The 18,518-nt window shown below is 41.5% G+C and carries 20 protein-coding genes; 8 read left to right on the top strand and 12 right to left on the bottom strand.

The annotated features are described in order from the left end of the window. The coding region (locus DP117_RS35370) for a hypothetical protein (RefSeq protein ID WP_211176052.1) at positions 1-184 on the bottom strand (184 nt) is incomplete at its 3' end. Between the two features lie 158 nt (positions 185-342). Between DP117_RS35370 and DP117_RS11950 the strand changes: the two genes are divergently transcribed. Then, complete coding sequence (locus DP117_RS11950) at positions 343-1,680, top strand: NAD(P)/FAD-dependent oxidoreductase (RefSeq protein WP_169218523.1); 1,338 nt, start codon at positions 343-345, stop codon at positions 1,678-1,680. Positions 1,681-1,843: 163 nt separating this feature from the next. Here DP117_RS11950 and DP117_RS11945 read toward each other — a convergent pair whose 3' ends face one another. The 4 genes from DP117_RS11945 to DP117_RS11930 form a co-directional block, all read right to left on the bottom strand. Then, on the bottom strand, positions 1,844-2,413 hold the full coding sequence (locus DP117_RS11945; protein WP_169218522.1) for a GNAT family N-acetyltransferase: 570 nt from the start codon (positions 2,411-2,413) through the stop codon (positions 1,844-1,846). A gap of 89 nt (positions 2,414-2,502) precedes the next feature. Beyond that, entirely contained in the window at positions 2,503-3,858 is a 1,356-nt protein-coding gene (murF, locus tag DP117_RS11940) for a UDP-N-acetylmuramoyl-tripeptide--D-alanyl-D-alanine ligase (RefSeq protein WP_169218521.1), read from the bottom strand. Positions 3,859-4,500: 642 nt separating this feature from the next. After that, positions 4,501-4,947 (bottom strand): tellurite resistance TerB family protein, encoded by a 447-nt coding sequence (locus tag DP117_RS11935; RefSeq protein WP_169218520.1) that lies wholly within the window; start codon positions 4,945-4,947, stop codon positions 4,501-4,503. 229 nt (positions 4,948-5,176) lie between these two features. Next, positions 5,177-5,335, bottom strand: coding sequence for a hypothetical protein (locus DP117_RS11930; protein WP_169218519.1), 159 nt, complete (start codon positions 5,333-5,335; stop codon positions 5,177-5,179). Between the two features lie 282 nt (positions 5,336-5,617). On the opposite strand from DP117_RS11930, the gene DP117_RS11925 reads away from it, so the two are divergent. Together DP117_RS11925 and DP117_RS11920 are read left to right on the top strand one after the other, a co-directional pair. Then, the gene (locus tag DP117_RS11925) at positions 5,618-6,178 is read left to right on the top strand and encodes a GNAT family N-acetyltransferase (RefSeq protein WP_169218518.1); all 561 of its coding nucleotides are present in this window, start codon (positions 5,618-5,620) and stop codon (positions 6,176-6,178) included. Between the two features lie 432 nt (positions 6,179-6,610). Continuing rightward, positions 6,611-7,231 carry a DUF3611 family protein gene (locus DP117_RS11920; protein ID WP_169218527.1) on the top strand — a complete coding sequence of 207 codons (621 nt, stop codon included), beginning with the start codon at positions 6,611-6,613 and terminating at the stop codon, positions 7,229-7,231. 33 nt (positions 7,232-7,264) lie between these two features. On the opposite strand, the gene DP117_RS11915 is transcribed toward DP117_RS11920, so the two are convergent. Then, positions 7,265-8,035, bottom strand: a complete 771-nt coding sequence (locus DP117_RS11915; protein ID WP_169218517.1) for an SDR family oxidoreductase — start codon at positions 8,033-8,035, stop codon at positions 7,265-7,267. Positions 8,036-8,205: 170 nt separating this feature from the next. Here DP117_RS11915 and DP117_RS11910 point away from each other — a divergent pair, with 170 nt between their 5' ends. Both DP117_RS11910 and DP117_RS11905 read left to right on the top strand, forming a co-directional pair. Further along, positions 8,206-8,718 carry a DM13 domain-containing protein gene (locus DP117_RS11910; RefSeq protein WP_169218516.1) on the top strand — a complete coding sequence of 171 codons (513 nt, stop codon included), beginning with the start codon at positions 8,206-8,208 and terminating at the stop codon, positions 8,716-8,718. A gap of 185 nt (positions 8,719-8,903) precedes the next feature. After that, positions 8,904-10,664 carry an alpha/beta hydrolase gene (locus DP117_RS11905; RefSeq protein ID WP_169218515.1) on the top strand — a complete coding sequence of 587 codons (1,761 nt, stop codon included), beginning with the start codon at positions 8,904-8,906 and terminating at the stop codon, positions 10,662-10,664. A gap of 4 nt (positions 10,665-10,668) precedes the next feature. Here the strand turns inward: DP117_RS11905 and DP117_RS37220 are convergent, their stop codons facing one another. Next, entirely contained in the window at positions 10,669-11,076 is a 408-nt protein-coding gene (locus DP117_RS37220; protein WP_339381193.1) for a hypothetical protein, read from the bottom strand. Positions 11,077-11,338: 262 nt separating this feature from the next. Between DP117_RS37220 and DP117_RS11895 the strand changes: the two genes are divergently transcribed. Further along, positions 11,339-11,593, top strand: coding sequence for a hypothetical protein (locus DP117_RS11895; RefSeq protein WP_169218514.1), 255 nt, complete (start codon positions 11,339-11,341; stop codon positions 11,591-11,593). Between the two features lie 214 nt (positions 11,594-11,807). Here the strand turns inward: DP117_RS11895 and tsaB are convergent, their stop codons facing one another. The 3 genes from tsaB to DP117_RS11880 form a co-directional block, all read right to left on the bottom strand. After that, positions 11,808-12,515: a tRNA (adenosine(37)-N6)-threonylcarbamoyltransferase complex dimerization subunit type 1 TsaB gene (gene tsaB / locus DP117_RS11890; RefSeq protein ID WP_169218513.1), complete on the bottom strand. Its 708-nt coding sequence runs from the start codon at positions 12,513-12,515 to the stop codon at positions 11,808-11,810. 219 nt (positions 12,516-12,734) lie between these two features. Further along, a complete protein-coding gene (locus DP117_RS11885) occupies positions 12,735-12,917 on the bottom strand; it encodes a hypothetical protein (protein ID WP_169218512.1) in 183 nt (60 codons plus the stop codon). A 622-nt stretch (positions 12,918-13,539) separates the two neighbouring features. Beyond that, positions 13,540-13,788, bottom strand: a complete 249-nt coding sequence (locus DP117_RS11880; RefSeq protein WP_169218511.1) for a Ycf34 family protein — start codon at positions 13,786-13,788, stop codon at positions 13,540-13,542. A gap of 86 nt (positions 13,789-13,874) precedes the next feature. On the opposite strand from DP117_RS11880, the gene DP117_RS11875 reads away from it, so the two are divergent. After that, complete coding sequence (locus DP117_RS11875) at positions 13,875-15,164, top strand: CCA tRNA nucleotidyltransferase (protein WP_169218510.1); 1,290 nt, start codon at positions 13,875-13,877, stop codon at positions 15,162-15,164. A gap of 11 nt (positions 15,165-15,175) precedes the next feature. After that, positions 15,176-15,790 (top strand): Uma2 family endonuclease, encoded by a 615-nt coding sequence (locus DP117_RS11870; protein ID WP_169218509.1) that lies wholly within the window; start codon positions 15,176-15,178, stop codon positions 15,788-15,790. Between the two features lie 51 nt (positions 15,791-15,841). On the opposite strand, the gene DP117_RS11865 is transcribed toward DP117_RS11870, so the two are convergent. Both DP117_RS11865 and DP117_RS11860 read right to left on the bottom strand, forming a co-directional pair. Beyond that, positions 15,842-16,846 carry a phosphotransferase gene (locus DP117_RS11865; protein ID WP_169218508.1) on the bottom strand — a complete coding sequence of 335 codons (1,005 nt, stop codon included), beginning with the start codon at positions 16,844-16,846 and terminating at the stop codon, positions 15,842-15,844. Between the two features lie 355 nt (positions 16,847-17,201). Then, positions 17,202-18,473 (bottom strand): aspartate aminotransferase family protein, encoded by a 1,272-nt coding sequence (locus tag DP117_RS11860; protein WP_169218507.1) that lies wholly within the window; start codon positions 18,471-18,473, stop codon positions 17,202-17,204. Positions 18,474-18,518: the final 45 nt, after the last annotated feature.

The following is an 18,518-nucleotide window of genomic DNA, read 5'->3' as shown; positions in this document are numbered from 1 at the left end:
CTTCCCCCACTTCCCCTACTTCCCCATCTTCCCTTTTCCTATTGCTCTGCTGCTCTAGCTTGTAAACATCACAATCACCGAACCAAGTTAAGGTATCAGTACCTGCAAACCTGGAAAAGCCAAACAAGAATATGTAGTCTTCACTGAAGCTTATACAGGGAACATCTCCACCAATCGCAACCACACAGACAAAAAACTGTAGTTTTTGTTACTTTTTTGCTAAACTAATCAAAGACTATTTACATTTCTTAATATGTAAAAAATGAGCAGAACGACTCTGACGAAAAAAATTACAATTTGTTAATTAAAATAACAGTAAGTAAATAAAAGGACATAAATCTTATGGTAAACACAGTAGAAAATCAGCCACCCCATCACGTCGTCATTGTCGGTGGTGGATTTGGAGGATTATATGCAGCAAAAGCACTCTCGCGCGCTGATGTCCATGTGACTCTGATTGATAAACGTAATTTTCATTTATTTCAACCGCTTTTATACCAAGTCGCTACTGGTACGATATCTCCCGCTGATATTTCCTCTCCACTACGTTCTGTACTCAGTAAAAGCAAAAATACGAAAGTATTGCTAGGAGAAGTGAATAATATCGATCCCCAAGGACAAAAAGTCTTCATGGGTGCGGAAGCAATACATTACGATTCTTTAATCCTGGCGACAGGTGCAAAGCATTCTTATTTTGGCAAGGATCAGTGGGAAGAATTTGCTCCTGGTTTAAAAACTGTGGAAGATGCGATAGAAATGCGTCACCGCATTTTCATGGCGTTTGAAGCCGCAGAAAAGGAAACTGATCCCGAAAAACGTCGCGCATGGTTAACTTTTGTGATTGTTGGTGGTGGTCCAACAGGTGTGGAATTAGCAGGAGCGATCGCAGAACTAGCCTACCACACAATGAAAGAGGATTTCCGCAATATCGACACTTCTGAAGCACAAGTTTTACTCCTCGAAGGTTTAGATCGAGTTCTCCCACCATTTGCACCAGAGTTATCAAAACAAGCAGAAGCATCACTGACGCGGTTGGGTGTCACCGTACAGCCAAAAACACTCGTCACGAACATAGAAGGTGATGTTGTCACCCTCAAAGGCGGTGATCAAGTGACACAAATTTATGCCAAGACAGTCTTATGGGCTGCAGGTGTGAAAGCTTCACCTCTGGGAAAAGTGCTAGCAGAAACGACAGGTGCTGAGTGCGATCGCGCTGGACGAGTTATTGTTGAACCTGATTTGAGTCTGAAAGAATACTCCAATATTTTTGTCATCGGAGACTTAGCACATTTTGCTCATCAAAACGGTAAACCGTTACCTGGTGTTGCGCCTGTCGCAATGCAGGAAGGACAATACGTTGCTTCACTCATCAAACAACGGCTCAAAGGTAAAACGCTACCACAATTTCGTTATTTTGATTGGGGTAATTTAGCAGTTATTGGACAAAATTCTGCCGTTGTGGACTTAGGGTTTATCAAATTTACAGGCTTTTTGGCTTGGCTATTTTGGTTGTTTATTCACATCTACTTCTTAATTGAGTTTGACAATAAGCTACTCGTCATGATTCAGTGGGGCTGGAACTATTTCACTCGCAGGCGTGGCGCAAGATTGATTACAGGTAAAGAAGTTTTGGAACGCGCAAAAGCTGACGATAGCAAGAGTTACTGTACGCCAGCGTAATAGACAAGCAGTTAATGTATGACAGCTTAGAGCATCAGTACAGTAATCCCAAAAACCCGGTTTCTTTAAAGTCACTCAACGAAAAAACAGTCTTTTCGACGATAGAAACCGGGTTTTTGATCCCTGATTTTGACGCTTTGTACCGGCGCTTTAGAGCCTTTGTTTACTCAACATTGCGAATCTGCATTTGTATCCATTCACGCTCCAGGATGGCATATAGCAAGCGGTCTCGCCACTCACCCTTAACCCATTCATACTCTCGCAAATACCCCTCCTGTCGCATGCCAATTTTTACCAAAATTCGCATTGAGAGGATATTTTTTGGATCAGACGTTGCAAAAATCCGATGTAAATTGAGTTGCTGGAAACCAAAATGTAAGAGTTTTCGTGCAGCTTCAGTTGCATATCCTTGTCCCCAAAATTCCTTAGCAAAGTCGTATCCGATTGAAGCTTCTCGTTGATCTTGATTTGTGATGGAAATAGAACAGCTACCAATGAATTGTTTATTATCTTTTAAAGTCACTGCCAAACCAAAATGTTCACGAGGTTGTTGTCGTTGTAATTTAATCTGTCTTTGCAAAAAACTCTTTGTGTCTTCTTCACTGTTAGGACCAAAAGGTTCGTAACGAACAACTTCTGGATCACAGGCGTAGCTATGCACTCCTTGCCAATCTGATTTTGTAAAATCCCTGAGAATGAGACGTTGCGTTTGTAGCGGTAGATTAATGTTCATCTGTTACTAAATTATTGTTTCGTTAATCGCTGTTTGCTAATTGCACTCTTAACAATTCGCGATTAGCCATGAACTGAGAACTACAAAATCTATTTAGCAAATTCTGTACGGAACTGATTCACCACTCTATCTAGTCCGACTGAATGCGCTGCCTTAAAAAGAATCCTATCACCTTCTTGTACAAAAGTCTTTAAAGTGGCAACTAAATCTGCATGAGTTGCAAAGCACTCAGACGGAATTCCTTCAGCACTCTTGGCTATAGCTTTTGCATCTTCTCCATCCACTAATACTAATAAAGCATCCAACTTTAATTTTTGCACCGTTTCTCCTACTTGCTGATGTAATTGGTGCGATCGCTCTCCCAATTCCTTCATTGCACCCAACACAGCAATGCGTCGCTTTCCTGGTGTATCTGCTAACAATTGCAAGGCTGCTTGCATTGCTTCTGGTGCAGCATTATAAGTTTCATCTAAGATTACCACATCATTGGGCAAAGTAAAACGTTGCGATCGCCCTGTTGGCATATCCACTTTCACACTCGATTTTAGAGATGACCAATCAATACCCAGCACTTTTGCCACCGCTAAAGCTGCCAAGAAGTTACTTGCATTATGTCGTCCTGGTAATGGTAAAGGCAATTGCATTCCTCCCACTTCCAAGGTGTCACTATCAATCAAATTTCCCTGGATATCGCCACCAGAAAAGCCATAGCTCAAAACTTTCCCTTGCCAAACTCTCGCCGCCGTTTCCATTAATCGCGGATGATCATAATTGAGAATTGCTACACTATCTTCAGGCATTTGAGCTAATAATTCAGATTTTGCCTCAGCAATAGCCTGTTCTGAACCGAGTAACTCAATGTGTGCTGTTCCCACATTAGTAATCACCCCAATCGTCGGACGTGCTATCTGTGTCAGTTCAGCAATTTGCCCCCTTCCCCGCATCGCCATTTCAATCACGGCGAAATCATCTTCTGCACTCAATTGCAAAAGCGTTTTTGGTACTCCAATTTCGTTGTTGTAATTTCCATAAGTTTTGAGGACTCTTCCTTTTGTCTCCAAAACTGCTGCAATGAGTTCCTTGGTTGTGGTTTTGCCTACAGAACCTGTAATCCCAATCACTGGAATCGGAAACTGATCACGCCACCACCTGCCAATTTTTTGATATGCTTCAAGCGTATTTTTGACTTGCAAGACAGGAAATTTAGAATTGTCGTATTCAAAATCAACTATCGCAGCTATTGCACCTTTTTCGATTGCCATTGGAACAAAATCGTGTCCATCAAACTTTTCGCCGCGTAAAGCTAAAAAGACTTCACCAGGCTTGAGTGTACGGGAATCTGTTTGTATACCACTACTTAAATGTGCTAATGAGCTTTCTGATAAGTTTGCTGCTTTTGCACACAGAACAGACAGCAGTTGAGTTAGGGTAGCAGAACAAGGCATAAGTAATACCAATTCAAAATTCAAAATGTGCTGCGCACCGCTGCGCTAACAAAATTCAAAATTCGTCTTGAAAAGTTTCCCGGCGCAAACTTTTCGCAAAATGAAGAAAGCCAGACGTAACAGGGGTTTGGGAGTGTGTATCTGTCGCATTCTTTTTTCAAATTGGTGTAATTTGATATTTACGCGTTCAATCTGGAAGAAAACCAATGCTTATACAAGCACTCAGTAGTCACAAGCGGAATCATGCTTACGCTCCGCGCCTGGAGCAAAGCCTCTGACTCTAGAGTTCCGATCAGAACTCTAGAGAGAAAAATACCTACATAATCAGGATAATAAAGCTGTTTCTAGCTGTCTAGTTATTTCTATAGTCCTGTGCTAGCAAGTCGTCCCAACGTTGTAAAGCGATTCTTTCTTTTGTTAAAAAATTACGATATATATTTGTGGTAGGATAGTAGGCATTGCTGAATTAGTATCTAAAATTAAAAATCCAGTATCTAAAACTCTTATTCTTTGCGCCTTTGCGTGAGCTTAATTCATATTTAGATTCAGCAACGCCAAATAGCCTCTAGCCGAAATCAAAGATATGGAGTCCTACATTTTATAACCCACTTTCAGAGAAGGGTTGTTGAAAATTGGCGATCGCTATCCGCGATTTTTTATCAGCATGACTTGCATAATTTGTGTAGCGATATCAGCAGAAATTCCCAAAGCTTGATACAAATCGTTTAAAAAGTCTTGCTCTTCTTGAGGAAAGACTCCATCAGTTAAAACTAAATCTGTGGCTACTGCAAAAGCTGCTTCTCGCAAGTCGTAGGATAAGGATTCTTTAGCTGAATTAAACAAAGCATTTATACCTTGTCGCCTCAGGATATCTAGGATTTTATCAAATATCCCATTCATCTCATCATTGGAATAACATCTGAAGAGTTTCATACGCGACAGCACTAATAAAATACCACGTGCCTGCTCATCAGAAAGATTTCCATCTGAGGTTGTTGCAGCTAAAGCAATAACAACAAAAGCTTCCGCTTGACTGAGTGCTTCTTGAACTTGGCTTTGTGCGCCAAACATCTCGTCGAATAGACCCATTACAATTTACTCCATCGCTTGTGTCTCAGTCGCAATACACTCACTCGTATCGAGGAGGTTATTGTGCAAGGCTATGAGATCTCTATAGCTTGAGTGTTCCCAAGATTGTTTGCTAGCGAACACTTGAACGAAATAGTTTTCGACAAAGAGTAAATTTTTGATTTGAGGTGAGCGGAACCTTACCCTACGAAAAACCTCTGTACTGAAAGCATTGACAGAGAAATTGGGCTTAGTTAAACCGCTTTGTGTCTACGCGAATACCTGTTTTTTCTATGGTTTCTATGACTGCTAAACCTAAGCCAGAAAAGGCAAGAAGTAGTAGTACTGAAGCACAGAAAGCGTTTACAAGCATCCGAAGGGCGTCATCGAAAAAAATGTAACTGGTCATTGTTTTATCGGTTGAACTCAACAGTGTTAGTACCTATTTATCTCTTCACCTCTTGATTGGCATTTTTCGTTCATAGAATACTAACATTTGCATCTTAACAAAACTTTAGCTCTTTCATGACAAAAGTTTGATTTTTTCTTGTTGAAGTTTAGATAAACTTTCCCTGCTTGTTTTTCAATTCAGTACTTAGATACAAAATTAATAAAAACTAGTTTCAATAAAACGACAGAGTTTAGATTTATTTAGTAAACTTAATGACATCTTGACTCGTCATAAAAGACTATGGAACTCATTCAAGTAAACATCTTGACAAATCAGCTTTTATTGATACCAGTATCACAGAAGTACAAACAAGATATTTTTAGAGAATTCACAAAAGAAATTACGACTTATATGTATCCTCGTCCACCTAAAAATATGACAGAAACAGAAGAGTTTATTCATGATTCTGTATGCGAAATGCAAACAGGAAATCATCTGGTCATGGTTATTTTAAAAAAAGACTCTCAAGAGTTTTTGGGATGTACTGGAATCCATGAAATTTATAGTAAAAATTTAGTACTTGGTATTTGGCTAAAAAAATCTGCACATGCTCAAGGCTATGGCTTAGAGGCTATCACTGCACTAAAAAGTTGGGCTGATGAGAACTTAGATTACGAATATCTTATATACGATGTTGATCAAGAAAATATTCCTAGCCGACGTATTGCAGAAAAGCTTGGTGGTCAAATTGTGAGAGAATATAATAAGACAAATTTGAGCGGAAGAGTTTTACATATATTAGAGTATAGAATTTCAAGAAAAGAAAACTTGCTTGAAATTCATGAGAATATCAAAGTATGACTTTTTGATTGCTGGTGTCACTTCTTATACTTTGAGTGATTCGGGTGTGTGTCTTAAAAAAGCGAGCACAAACGTTGATTATCAAAACAATAACGGCGGTTGTGGCGAATTTTTTCAAAAACATGAGTATTAGATTATGCTCATTTTATTGATGAAAAGATTTTTCTGTTTAATTTTATACATTTTTAAACTACTACTTAGTAAATCCTGGAAAAGTAAAGTTTTGTTAAGACCTTTACAAAGGTAAACAGTCTCAACAGAGAAATTTCCAAAACCTATGCAGTGTGGAGAGAGGATGGAACTCTTGCTGATAGAACTTAAGTATTAGTTGAAATGCTGGTCATTCATACTTGAGAAGGTCGTAATTTCCTACTGATATACCTACAGTGAAAGTCAAAAGAATTTAATTTAGTTCAACCTCTATCTATGACCATGCAAATCCAATCAGAAGAAGGCACATTTAATCCCAAAATAGAAAGAATTGCCAACATTTTGCGCCTTGTTGGTTGGGTAAGTTTCTGGTTGGAGCTGGGATTAGGAGCTGCTGCTAGTTTAATGCTGATATTTGCTATTTCCGGTCGTAATTTCTCTCAAGCATTGACGCCACCTACACCTGGAGTAGGAGTCAGTAGTTACACTCAAGGAACGACACCAGGACTTAGTTTTAGCATCTTTTGGGCTGTTTGTGGAATTTTAGCATTACTTTTTAGTCTTTATTTAGCTTTTCGTCTGACTCGCTTTGCGAGACGGCTTCGTAACCCGAACCCAGACATACATCCTAAAAAAGCACAGGTGATCCAATTACTGCAAATTGGTGTGATTGCTGGTTTAGTGGGAATGCTGCTTTTCATTTTGGGGGGTGGTGCTGGTTTGGGAGTACTATTGTCAAAATCCATTGCCCAACCTCAAGGGGTAGCAATTTACGATCCAAGTCGCATTATTCGCTCTCTTGATATCTTTGTGGCAATGGCAAATATGACTGGTATAGCCGCTCACTTTATCACAACAGTCAGTTCTTTGGGGCTTTATAACTGGCTGCATCGAGATTCGTGAGCAGATATCTTCATAGTTTTTACAAAATAGTTTTTAAAAACCAAAGGCTAAAAAACCACCATCAACTGCAATACACTGTCCAGTTATGTAAGTGGCTGTTGGCAGACACAGAAACGCTACTAAACCTGCGACTTCTTCTGGCGTACCAATTCGTCCCATTGGAGTACGCGAGCGAACAGAGTTTAACACATCTGAATTGCTCAATAAAGGTTCAGTTAAAGGAGTGAGAATAAACCAAGGCGCAACAGTATTTACCCGAATTTGGTTTGCTGCCCATTCTACAGCTAAAGAACGAGTCAGTTGTACAAGCGCTGCTTTAGTCATTGCATAAGGTGTACCTGTGCGAAGTGCGGTTAACCCAGCAACAGAACCAACGTTGACGATGCTACTATTGTCTGCTGCTTTCAGCAAAGGGTAAGCGAGTCGGCACATTTCAAATGTAGACGTTAAATTGGTTTGAAATATGTGCTCATACTCTTGTTGTGTGTATTCCAGCGTCTTTTTGCGAATATTAGTACCAACATTATTGACGAGGATATCTAATCCTCCTAATGTTTGATTAACTTGTTCAATAATTGCCTGACGACCATCAGATGTGGCAACATCTGCAGCAATTCCATAAGCTTTCCATCCTTGTAATTGCCAATTCTCAAGCTGTTGGTTGATTGCTTGTGCATCTCTAGCAACAATCATAATCTCAGCACCGAGGGATAGGAATTCTTGGGCGATCGCCAGTCCAATTCCCTTTGTTGCTCCGGTAATCAAGGCTTTTTTTCCTGTTAGTGTCCAGCGGTTATTGTCCATTAGCTTTCTCCTTTTGTTTAAGCTTTTCTAAAATATTTCTCATTGAACTGAGTGGGAATTCTCAGCAAAAACTCATTCTCAACCAAAACCAGAGAGTGAAAATAATTTTGTGCTTAAAACACTGTAAAGCAAAAAATCCTCAAAGAATCTTGTTTTCATAGGTAAAAGTTATGAAGTTGAATCAGTTAGTACAATTAGGTGTTATTTCTTCTTTAGCTTGTTTTCTATCAGTTGGTACAGTCAAGGCATTGACACCATCTGCCAGAATATCAAATTCTCCAGTTACAAATGCTCATTCCAAAGCTCTTATTGCTCAAAAACAGCAAATCATTGCTGCATCTGGTACTTTTGTGAAAGCAGAACAGCCTACCTCTGGAACAGCGCAGATTGTTACAGAAAATGGACAACAATACCTTGTTCTGGATTCATCTTTTCAGACTAGCAATCAAGGACCAGATTTGCACGTTCTTCTAGATTCATCTGAAAAACCACCAGCGAAGTATCAGAATCTTAGCAGTTATGTGAATCTGGGTAAACTGCAAAAATTCAAAGGTACACAACGCTATCCAATTCCCACTGCAATTAATCTATCCAACTTCAAGTCTGCAGTTATCTGGTGCCGTATGGCAAATGCGACTTTCGGCTATGCACCACTGCGTTCTGGCAGTAGTGGAAGTTATTAGGAATTTTCTGTAGGGTGAACACTACCCACCAATATCTCAAATTCAATATTTCAAATATCAATGTCACGTGCTTTTGGTGGGCGATGCCCACCTTTCTAATTTTATCAAACAATATTCCTGTTGATAGTATCTATTAACACCACAACCTTGTTTTAGTAGAATGAGAGCAGCGCTCAGTGATACTCATGAATTGCTCGCCGATTTCTCCTGCTACCCCCACAGTTGTCCGGTTGCGTCCCCAATCTCATTTTGTCAAGTATAAATCAATTTGGTTACAAATAGTTTTTGGTATTCTCAGTATAGGGTTAATTCCTACTCTTACCGCTCGTCCTAGTTTAAGTGCAGAGCGGTTGACTATCTCTTATGGTGTTGTAGCTCGCTCTATTCCGATTAATTCTCTGGAAACCTATGCCAAAACAGGCAAAGTAGATGATGAATTGGCTGCATATGTTCAGTATGCAGGAAAAGAACAACTCAACCAACTGCGGCAATTTTTGCTGACTCCCATTCCCCTAAAAGCTGTAGAAGTGTCGCAGTTTCTCTACACGCCGATAGGCGAAAGATTGTTAGATAATTTGGGAGAAGTTGTACAGCAGGAATCTGGTATTAGTGGATTCTATGCAATTCGAGCAGCACTCATTCTTGCAGCAGCTGATCCACAAAAGTTGACTTTATTAAATGTACTACGCAAATTTCCCTCAAGGACAATTACAATAAATTTAGTTCGCAGTTTGGAGATTGCAGAAGCTTTCCAGAAACTGGTTAATCAGACTCAACAGGCGATCGCACTCATCAACCAGCAATCCTCTACCGATACAGGCACTACATCTAAGCTAGAGAATGCTTTGATGACAAACCTGTCAAAACCAGGAAAATTTTCTCACCAGAAGCGAGCTATTATACTCAATGATACATCTCGCAATCGCACTTTTCCTGCTGACATCTACCTACCAGATATATCTAGCCCTCGTCCGGTGATTGTCATCTCTCACGGACTTGGTTCTGATCGTACTAGTTATGCTTACCTTGCTGAATACCTTGTTTCTTATGGGTTTGTTGTTGCAGTTCCAGAACATCCAGGTAGCGATGCCAAACAGTTGCAAGCGTTATTATCTGGTAGGGCGGCGGAAGTCACAGGTCCCAGAGAATTTATTGACCGACCTTTGGATGTAAAATATTTGTTGAATCAACTGAGTAACCTATCAAAATCCGATCCTGCATACAAAGGACGCTTGAATTTAGAACAGGTAGGCGTAGTTGGTCAATCTTTCGGTGGTTACACAGCTTTAGCATTAGCAGGAGCACCAATTGATTTTAAGCAACTAGCAAAAGACTGCCCACCTTCACCAGATACAGCTAATCTTTCGCTGTTACTTCAGTGTTTGGCTTTTAGTTTACCAGAATCTACGACATCTAACTTATCGGATTCACGAGTTAAAGTCGCGATCGCCATTAATCCGATTGACAGCAGTGTTTTGGGGCAAGCCAGTCTCAGCCAAATTAAAATTCCAATCATGATGATGGCTAGTAGTGTGGATACCGTTGCTCCTGCACTTCCAGAACAAATTCAACCTTTTACTTGGTTAACAACCCCAAATAAATATTTAGCATTAATTAATGGTGGTACGCACTTCTCAACAATTGGAGAATCACAAACTTCTGGTGTACCCGTTCCCGAACAGGTGATTGGTGCAAGCCCTGCGTTAGCACAACGATATGTCAGAGTTTTGAGTCTTCCATTCTTCCAAACTTACCTTGCCAATGAGCAAAGTTACCGTCGCTACTTGAGTGCAAATTACGTTAATGCTATTAGTCAGCAACCATTACCACTGAGTTTGGTAGAGACTTTGAGCTTGAAAAGTTCTAGCGTCAACTACCCACACTCACACGAAGTGTATAGTGTGCAGCCTACCATTTTTGTAAACTCTGTTAAGCACAAGCAGTGACGGGCTATTGCACCAAAATCGAACGTATCAAAATGCTCATAACCTCGCCTGTATTACCAGTTGGGACAAGGGGACTCCAATCACTAATTGAAGCGTATCTGAGTTGATGCAGAACGCGAATTGTGCTATTCACAGCTTTGGGAGAACCAACCAGTGTATGCTTGATGGGTTCTCTTTCTGGGGATGCTTGAGAGTTAGTTTGATTAGGGATAGGTATCTTTGGGCTATCGGCACTGGACAAAAAGCCTTGAGTTATCGATTGTAAAGAATAATTTGCACCATCTTTCGGTTCCACTGCTAGAGCTTGCGCTTGCACATGCTGTTCCAACTTGAATTGAGCGATACGCCAAGAGGCGTCTGCGCTCCGCGCAATCGCTTGCTCGTCATATGCGATCAGTTGTACTTGTGTCATCGTTATTTTATCTCCCAATATCGGGGTTTACAAAACGATGCTCCCGAAGGGAGCCGCCCAAAGGGCTATTGCACTGCTTTGGCGAGAGGGCGTTAAGCATTTGCCTAGCGCCCCCTTAGGGGCTAGCTCTGCCGTAGGCAATCGCTCTTTGTTTTGTCTGTTACCACAATGGTACAACACTGTTAAAACAAGTTTCAACAGTGTTGTACCAAATCCGCTAAAAATCGGACAAAATAAGCTAAAGGGTATTGGATGATGTTGTATGACAAAGCAAGAACTCTCAAAAGATGACCGACTTGTGGTCAGGATAGACAAGCAAACAAAAGATGCGTTTATGGCGAGAGTTGACGCCGAAGGGAAAAACGCTTCTGAAGTTGTTCTTAATTGGGTAAAGGACTACCTTGCTAAAGAGCCGCAACAGATTCCCGATTTAGCTCAAATATACGCGGATTTGGAGCATCTCAAGAAGAAAGTTGCCGTTTTGGAAGATGAAGTCACAAAAAAATCAGCAGCCTGAGAGAAGAGAATGATTCTCTCAGGCTGCTACACGACAAAATAGCGCAAGCTATGCAATCACTCCCAATACCAAGAAACCCGTCAGATGTCTGACGGGTTTGGCTTTTATTAAGAGTAACAAGTTCCAATTCGCTTTTGTTGCAACTAATGCACACATTGTGTAACTTAAAAACGGTACATTAAAGGAAAAGTAGATGGCAGTACACCTAAAAGCTCTAGGTTGTGAACTGCGTTGTAGTCTCCACAGGATGCTGTCCGTAAAATGGTAAAGCTTCTGACCAGTTAGGACGTTGTCCTTTTTGCCAGTCTATGTATGCCAGTTGCAACACACTTGTTACTGTAGCTGCTAATCCAGATTCTGCTGAAATCAGTTGATAATCTGTATTCCAGCTAGCCAATTTTTCCTGCCATGTTTGTGATGTCATCACAGTATCTGGTAATAAAATATTGAGTTCAGAATTGTCTGGCGTGGGTTGGTAAATAGCACCGAAAACTTGACCGCGTTGGGCAGGCATTTGCACGGCTATAGCTGTTTCTGATTTGATCCTCAGTCCCTTTTCTGTTGACACAAAAGAAGTCTGAAAAACTTGCGACCAAGCTAACGCTGCTAAAGTAGAAATGGCAAAGACAGGAATGTCTAACTGTTGCCCTAAAGTACGCGCAGTCACAACCCCAATACGAGTTCCAGTAAAACCTCCTGGTCCCTTTGCTACGGCAATAAATGCCAAGTCTGTCCAAGTTTGGGGTTGGATAAACTCAATTAAATATTGATGCAAATGACTAGATAACTCACGCTCCAAATACCAAACATCAGAACGTGTATCTCCTGTAAAATTGCTTATTGCCAAACCTAATTCACGAGTTGTGGTATGGAGTGCTAGTCCGTATTTTGTTGGTTGGAGATGTTTCAATTCAGTGGTCAAAACTTTTTCAAATAGTAGTTAAAAAAATAAGATAGGTGCTTTTTTCTCTTTCTATTAAGTGATTATGCTTCCTATTGATGCAACTTTTTAAGTAGATGGACATAAATAAATGAAACATACCAGTAGGGTGGGCATTGCCTAAAACAGTTCCTCTGCAAAGGTTACAAGCTTTTAATATGCAATGCCCACCATGAGTTTAATTTTGTCCACCCACTTAGTTTATTGATGCTGTTGGCGTCTTTCATGAATTATTTGTTCAAGTTCCTCTATTGAGTTGAGTGTTTTACCCTCTTTTTGTATTAGAAGCACCATCGCGTGTATAGCATCGTCGTCATCTCGATGAATCAAGATGTACTCTCTTAGCTGTTGTCTGCTCATTGCTTCAAAGTTCGGTTTAGTCATAAGTAGCTCACGTTACCTTTTGAGGTAATAGTTACCTCTAACTCATTACCTGCCAATATAAATATATCTTTAGTTCGGGAGCATCCCAAATGTGCAAGTTATATCAAATTCAAATGATTAGCTGTCATTGCGTTAGCGCAGCGTGCCCAGAGGGCAGCGGAACAGAGTGAAGCGAAGCAATCTCAAAAGTTTGCGATTGCTTCACTCCGCTTCGCTTTGTTCGCAATGACAAGCATGTTTTTGCAAAATTGGGATGCTCCCTTTAGTTCTCTTGTCGAGAGTGATTAAGTATATAGGTATATACATCTGAGTTAGACTTTGGCATATTCTGTACAATTGCTGTAACTGTTCTACTGTCGGATTCATCAAAGATAGCAGGATTTTGAGAAAATAAACAATTGTGATGCGTTATGCTTGTTGTAATGTTGTCACGCACCATCTATCAGTTTATGCCTATATGCCTACCAGTTTTTCTATAAACGTTTAAGGAATGCAATCCGTAAACTCGCAACTTTTTCATCTACCAAAAGCATTTCTTGTTCTTTATTCAATCACACAAATAGAAACGACTACCACACCAAACAGCAGTAGCCGCGTTGAACACACACAACACAATTGCTCATCAAGTGGGTACTAACTCACCAGGACGCAACTTCGACCACTTACCCATTTCGCGCTTAAAGCTAAGACACCCCACGACATCCCATTCCATTTCAATCACATCTTCGCGTGTACGGATGTTGACATTTATGGAAGGTTCATTCGGCTCAAAATTTGGCGTTTCGGTCAAGTGGGGTTGTTGGTGCTGCGTTTCTACCGCATGGTAGGTGATACAGCGGTCTACATAGTGGCAATTTACACATACACACATAATGAAACCAACTCCGGGGACCTTTATTGATAATCTAGCTTAAGCGCCATTGTTATTCACTAATCGCTGGGTTTATTTTTATTACGATGAACGGTTCAGTTCCTTCTCTGCTGTCACCAGAAAATTGGCCATTTAGTTTGGAATTCTTGCCACAAAGAGCTTACATGGTGGGTGGTGCTGTGCGAGATGCTATTTTGGAAAGGACTCGCGAATATCTGGATCTGGATTTTGTTTTATCATCTGACGCTGTACAAGTAGCCCGCAAAATAGCAACACACTACACAGCAGGCTTTGTTTTGTTAGATCCACAAAGAGAAATTGCTCGTGTTGTGTTTCCTGACGCGACAGTAGATTTTGCTCAACAAGAAGGCGATCGCCTAGAAACTGACTTGCACAGGCGAGATTTCACAGTGAATGCGATCGCATATAATCCTCACACTCAAGAAATCATTGATCCCTTGCAAGGATATGTTGACTTGCAACAGCGTGTTTTGCGAATGATATCACCCGCTAACTTGGAAGACGATCCATTGCGGTTGATGCGGGCATATCGTCAAGCAGCACAACTTGGTTTTACGATTGAGCTAGATACCCAGACTGCAATTCGCTCTTTAGCATCACACATCATAAAAGTTGCCCCTGAAAGAGTGCGCACAGAATTGAGTTATATGCTGGCTAATGCTCAAGGAACTCCTTGGATTGTAAAAGCTTGGGAAGATGGCTTACTTGTCCCTTTCTTTAAAGACGCGACAAAAGAAAGTGTAATTTTATTGCCAGTGCTTGACAAAGCTGCTTCTCAACTTGGCGAAATTTGGCAGCAACTTGGGGTAGAACTTGCCCAATACATACGAGATACAGTCAAAACCACTTGGTTGGGTATTGCAAAACTTGCTTGTCTTGTCAACCCAGAACCAGAAACAGCAGAAACACAATTGACGCAACTCACTTATAGTCGTGCTGAGATTAAAGCTGTGACTACCGCTTTAAGGCTGCTACCACAATTCAAAGAACCTGTGATGTCTTTACGAGAACAATATTTTTTCTTTCAAGAAGCGGGTTTTGTTTTTCCAGCGATCGCTGTTTTGGCAGTAGCGTATGGAACATCAGCACAAGTGATATCTGACTCAGATCTCCTACGCATTTACGCACCTTTCATCACCCGCTATCTTAACCCTGATGACCTGGTAGCTCATCCCACACCGTTAGTGAGTGGCAGAGATATAATGTTAGCACTGAACATTCCTGCTTCGCCACTAGTCGGCAAACTCCTCACAGAAATTGCCGTGGCGCAGATTGAGAGCAAGGTTTCCACAGCAGAACAAGCAATAGAGTTTGCTGCTAGGTTGTTAGTTGACAATCCCACGGCAGATAAATGAGGGAGTTCCCAATGTCTACAGTATTAATCACCACAAATCAAAAGCTAACTTTTGAGCAGTTTATTGAACAGTTACCAGATGAAGATGGTCGATACGAGCTGGTAAATGGAGAGATTGTGAGGATATTAGCGACCCGACAACATGATGATATCGCAGATTTTATTGCCGACGCCCTTAATGATCAAGTGAAACGTCTGCAACTAAATTACAGAGTTTCTGGCAGAATTATGATTAGGACGCAAACGGCTGAAGGTAAAGAACAGGGTCGTCAGCCGGATGTCAGTGTAGTAGATAAAACAATCTGGTCAACTAACCGCGCTGCGTACTCAGCATTGCTTGAACCTCTACAAATGGCGGTAGAAATCATTTCTACTAATTGGGAGGATGATTATATCGACAAGCTGGATGAGTATCAGCGTTTGGGTATTCCTGAATACTGGATTGTGGATTATTTGGCGTTGGGTAGTCGTAATTATCTGGGAAATCCAAAAGTACCAACGGTATTTGTTTACTTGCTTGATGAGAATGGGATTTATCAGTCTACTGCTTTTCGCGGAAATGACATTATTGTGTCGCGGACTTTTCCTGAAATGGTATTAACTGCAGAACAAGTTTTTCTGGCGTGATTTTATCAGAGAAGTAGGTAGAAAGCTGCAAAGAATGGCGGACGCATTAAGTTATTTTAAGTAATTTACTATTTTGGTAGCGTTGTCCTCTAGCCATTCTTCAAGCAGTATTGTTTCAACAACAGCATCTACCACGCTTTGATGGGTTACCTTTCCTTCATAAAACCACCCCGTCCAATAGACAATACAGCTTGCCCGTTGCAAACGCCAAGCCATTGCAATCGCTTCTGTTTCTTGCTGTGTCAGTGAAATATATTTGGCATACCCAGCGCTGAAAGCTTCCACCCACTCCCAACGTGGCGCTTCCTTCCTTGGATATATGGAGAAGTGGTCAAGACCACAAATGTAGTCCATCAACCGCAAATCCCTTGTTGCAAACTCGAAGTCCAAAACACCAACAACTTGGTTATCCTTGAGTAAAATATTCGGACATAAGAAATCGGCGTGAGTAGTTTGAACTGGTAGTGTGGCGTACAGTTGAGGCTTGGCTATCAGGACTTCTGTCAGTGTTTTGATCAGGCGCGCTTGCTGATTTGAATTCAACCCCAACAATTGTGGCACTTCCAGTGGATCTTTCACCAAGGGATGAATGTGGTATAGATCTCCCCACGCAGGTAACTGAGCCAATTTGCCTTTGGGATCGAATCTGGCAAGGGCGCAATGCATTTCTCCCAGTGCCTGTCCAGCTGCGCGTGCATGATTCAGATTTTCTCGGTTCGCAGATTGACCGGGGAGTCGGGGAAACAGAGCAACTCGTAATACTGTATCGTTTTTGTCTATTGAAAGTAGTGTTTCTCCTGAGTTAATTGGCACGGGAGCAGGAACAGCAAACGATAAATCACAGACTTGCAGATACGCCAGAATTGAATGCTCGTATTGTATTTGTTCAGTAGCAGTGGAATCTCCATAAAGCTTCAAGATAAACTGACCTGCTTGAGCATCAACAAAGTAAGTACTGTTACTGACACCGTGGTTTGTTGGCTGAAGTGTTGCAGCACCCAGAAACCCCCATAGGTCAACAAGTGTGATGATATCTTGCTCAGAAATGCTCTTCATGCTTCATTCTTTCCAGAAAAGAAAGAAGAAAAAATAAATTCTTCTCTCTTGTTTCTTCTATCTTCATTCTTTTTTGACACTCCCGTCCCTAGAAGGGGCAGGATTCTACAAAGATTTCGCTTTGTATATCCCAATTGCTTGGGTTAAGCGGTACACCCCGTTCGCCGATCTTGGCAGAGTGTTGTTTCCTTAAACCTCGTCTATTCGAGTGTTGGGCGTCTACTTTCCCCCAGTCCGGGGGTAGGTTTTTATGTCTTTGCTGACTTTTTTATAGATGTAAACCCCGTCATGCGCGGACGGGGCCTTTCTTATTATACCGTATTTACACTTAAAGTCGCCCTACAAGGGCGAGGCTTCAACCCAAATTTTCGGTGACAGCCGCCATTGCCTTGTCAACAGCTTGCAACGCCTGCTCGACTTCTTTTTCTGTCACAATTAAGGGTGGTACAAACCGCACAACCTTGGGACCAGCGGGAACAAGTAATAATCCCTCGTTGATTGCAGCTTTGACAATATCCGCTGCTGTTAGCTGGGTTTGTGTATTCAACACCATACCGTTGATGAGACCCCAGCCGCGTACTTCAGTGATGTGATTGGGGTATTTTGCGGCGATCGCCTGCAAACCATTTCGTAACTGTTCACCCCGCTGTTCTACGTTTTCTAAAAGATTCTCCTGTTCTAAAGTTTGACAGACTGTTAGAGCAACTGCACAGGCAAAAGGATTTCCACCAAAAGTACTTGCATGTTCTGCTGGTTGAAAAACATCGCAGAATGATTTAGACATCATAGCCCCGATGGGGATACCACCACCCAAGCCTTTGGCGCTGGTGAAGATGTCTGGTTCAACACCAAGACACTCATAACCCCATAATTTTCCACTGCGTCCCATCCCGACTTGCACTTCATCAAAAATCAGCAAAACGCCAGTTTCATCACAAATCTGCCGCAGCTTTTGGAAGTAGGCAATATCTCCTGGACGTACACCGCCTTCGCCTTGTAATGGTTCTATCAAAATTGCCGCGACACGGTAATCACCTTCATCGAGTTCGCTAATCGCTGCTTCCACTGCCTCAATGTCGTTATAAGGTACGTAGTGGAAACAGGGCATCAAGGGTTCAAAGTTCTTGTGATACTTCGGTTGACCTGTGGCGGTAATTGTTGCCAAAGTCCTTCCATGAAAACTGTCGTTTGCCGTCAAGATGATTGGTTTTTCAATTTGTAGCACTGTATGAGCGTATTTCCGCGCTAGTTTTATGGCAGCTTCATTTGCTTCTGCCCCAGAGTTGCAGAAAAATACGCGTTCAGCACACGAATGTTGCACTATCCACTTTGCTAACTCTCCCTGCTCTGGAATGTAGTACAAGTTAGAAACGTGGTGTAGCTTTTGTATTTGTCGTGTGACTGCTTCGACCAATGCAGGGTGGGCGTGTCCCAAGGTACAAGTTGCAATTCCCGCCACAAAGTCGAGATATTCCCGCCCTTGTGTATCCCAAACACGGCATCCAGCACCCCGTTCTAGGGCTATGGGAAACCGCGCATAGGTGGACATGACAACTTGATTGAAACTATCTGTGTCAAAGGGACTAGACGGTATCGTCGCTTGTGAAATCAGAGTTTGTATGCTCACTACCTACTGCTCCATAAAACTTATACAAATCGTTCAAATATGAAC

Source organism: Brasilonema sp. UFV-L1 (assembly GCF_012912105.1).
In the GTDB taxonomy this organism is placed as follows: Bacteria; Cyanobacteriota; Cyanobacteriia; order Cyanobacteriales; family Nostocaceae; genus Brasilonema.
Note: the sequence above shows the minus strand (reverse complement) of the source record. Positions and strands in the feature narration are given on the sequence as shown.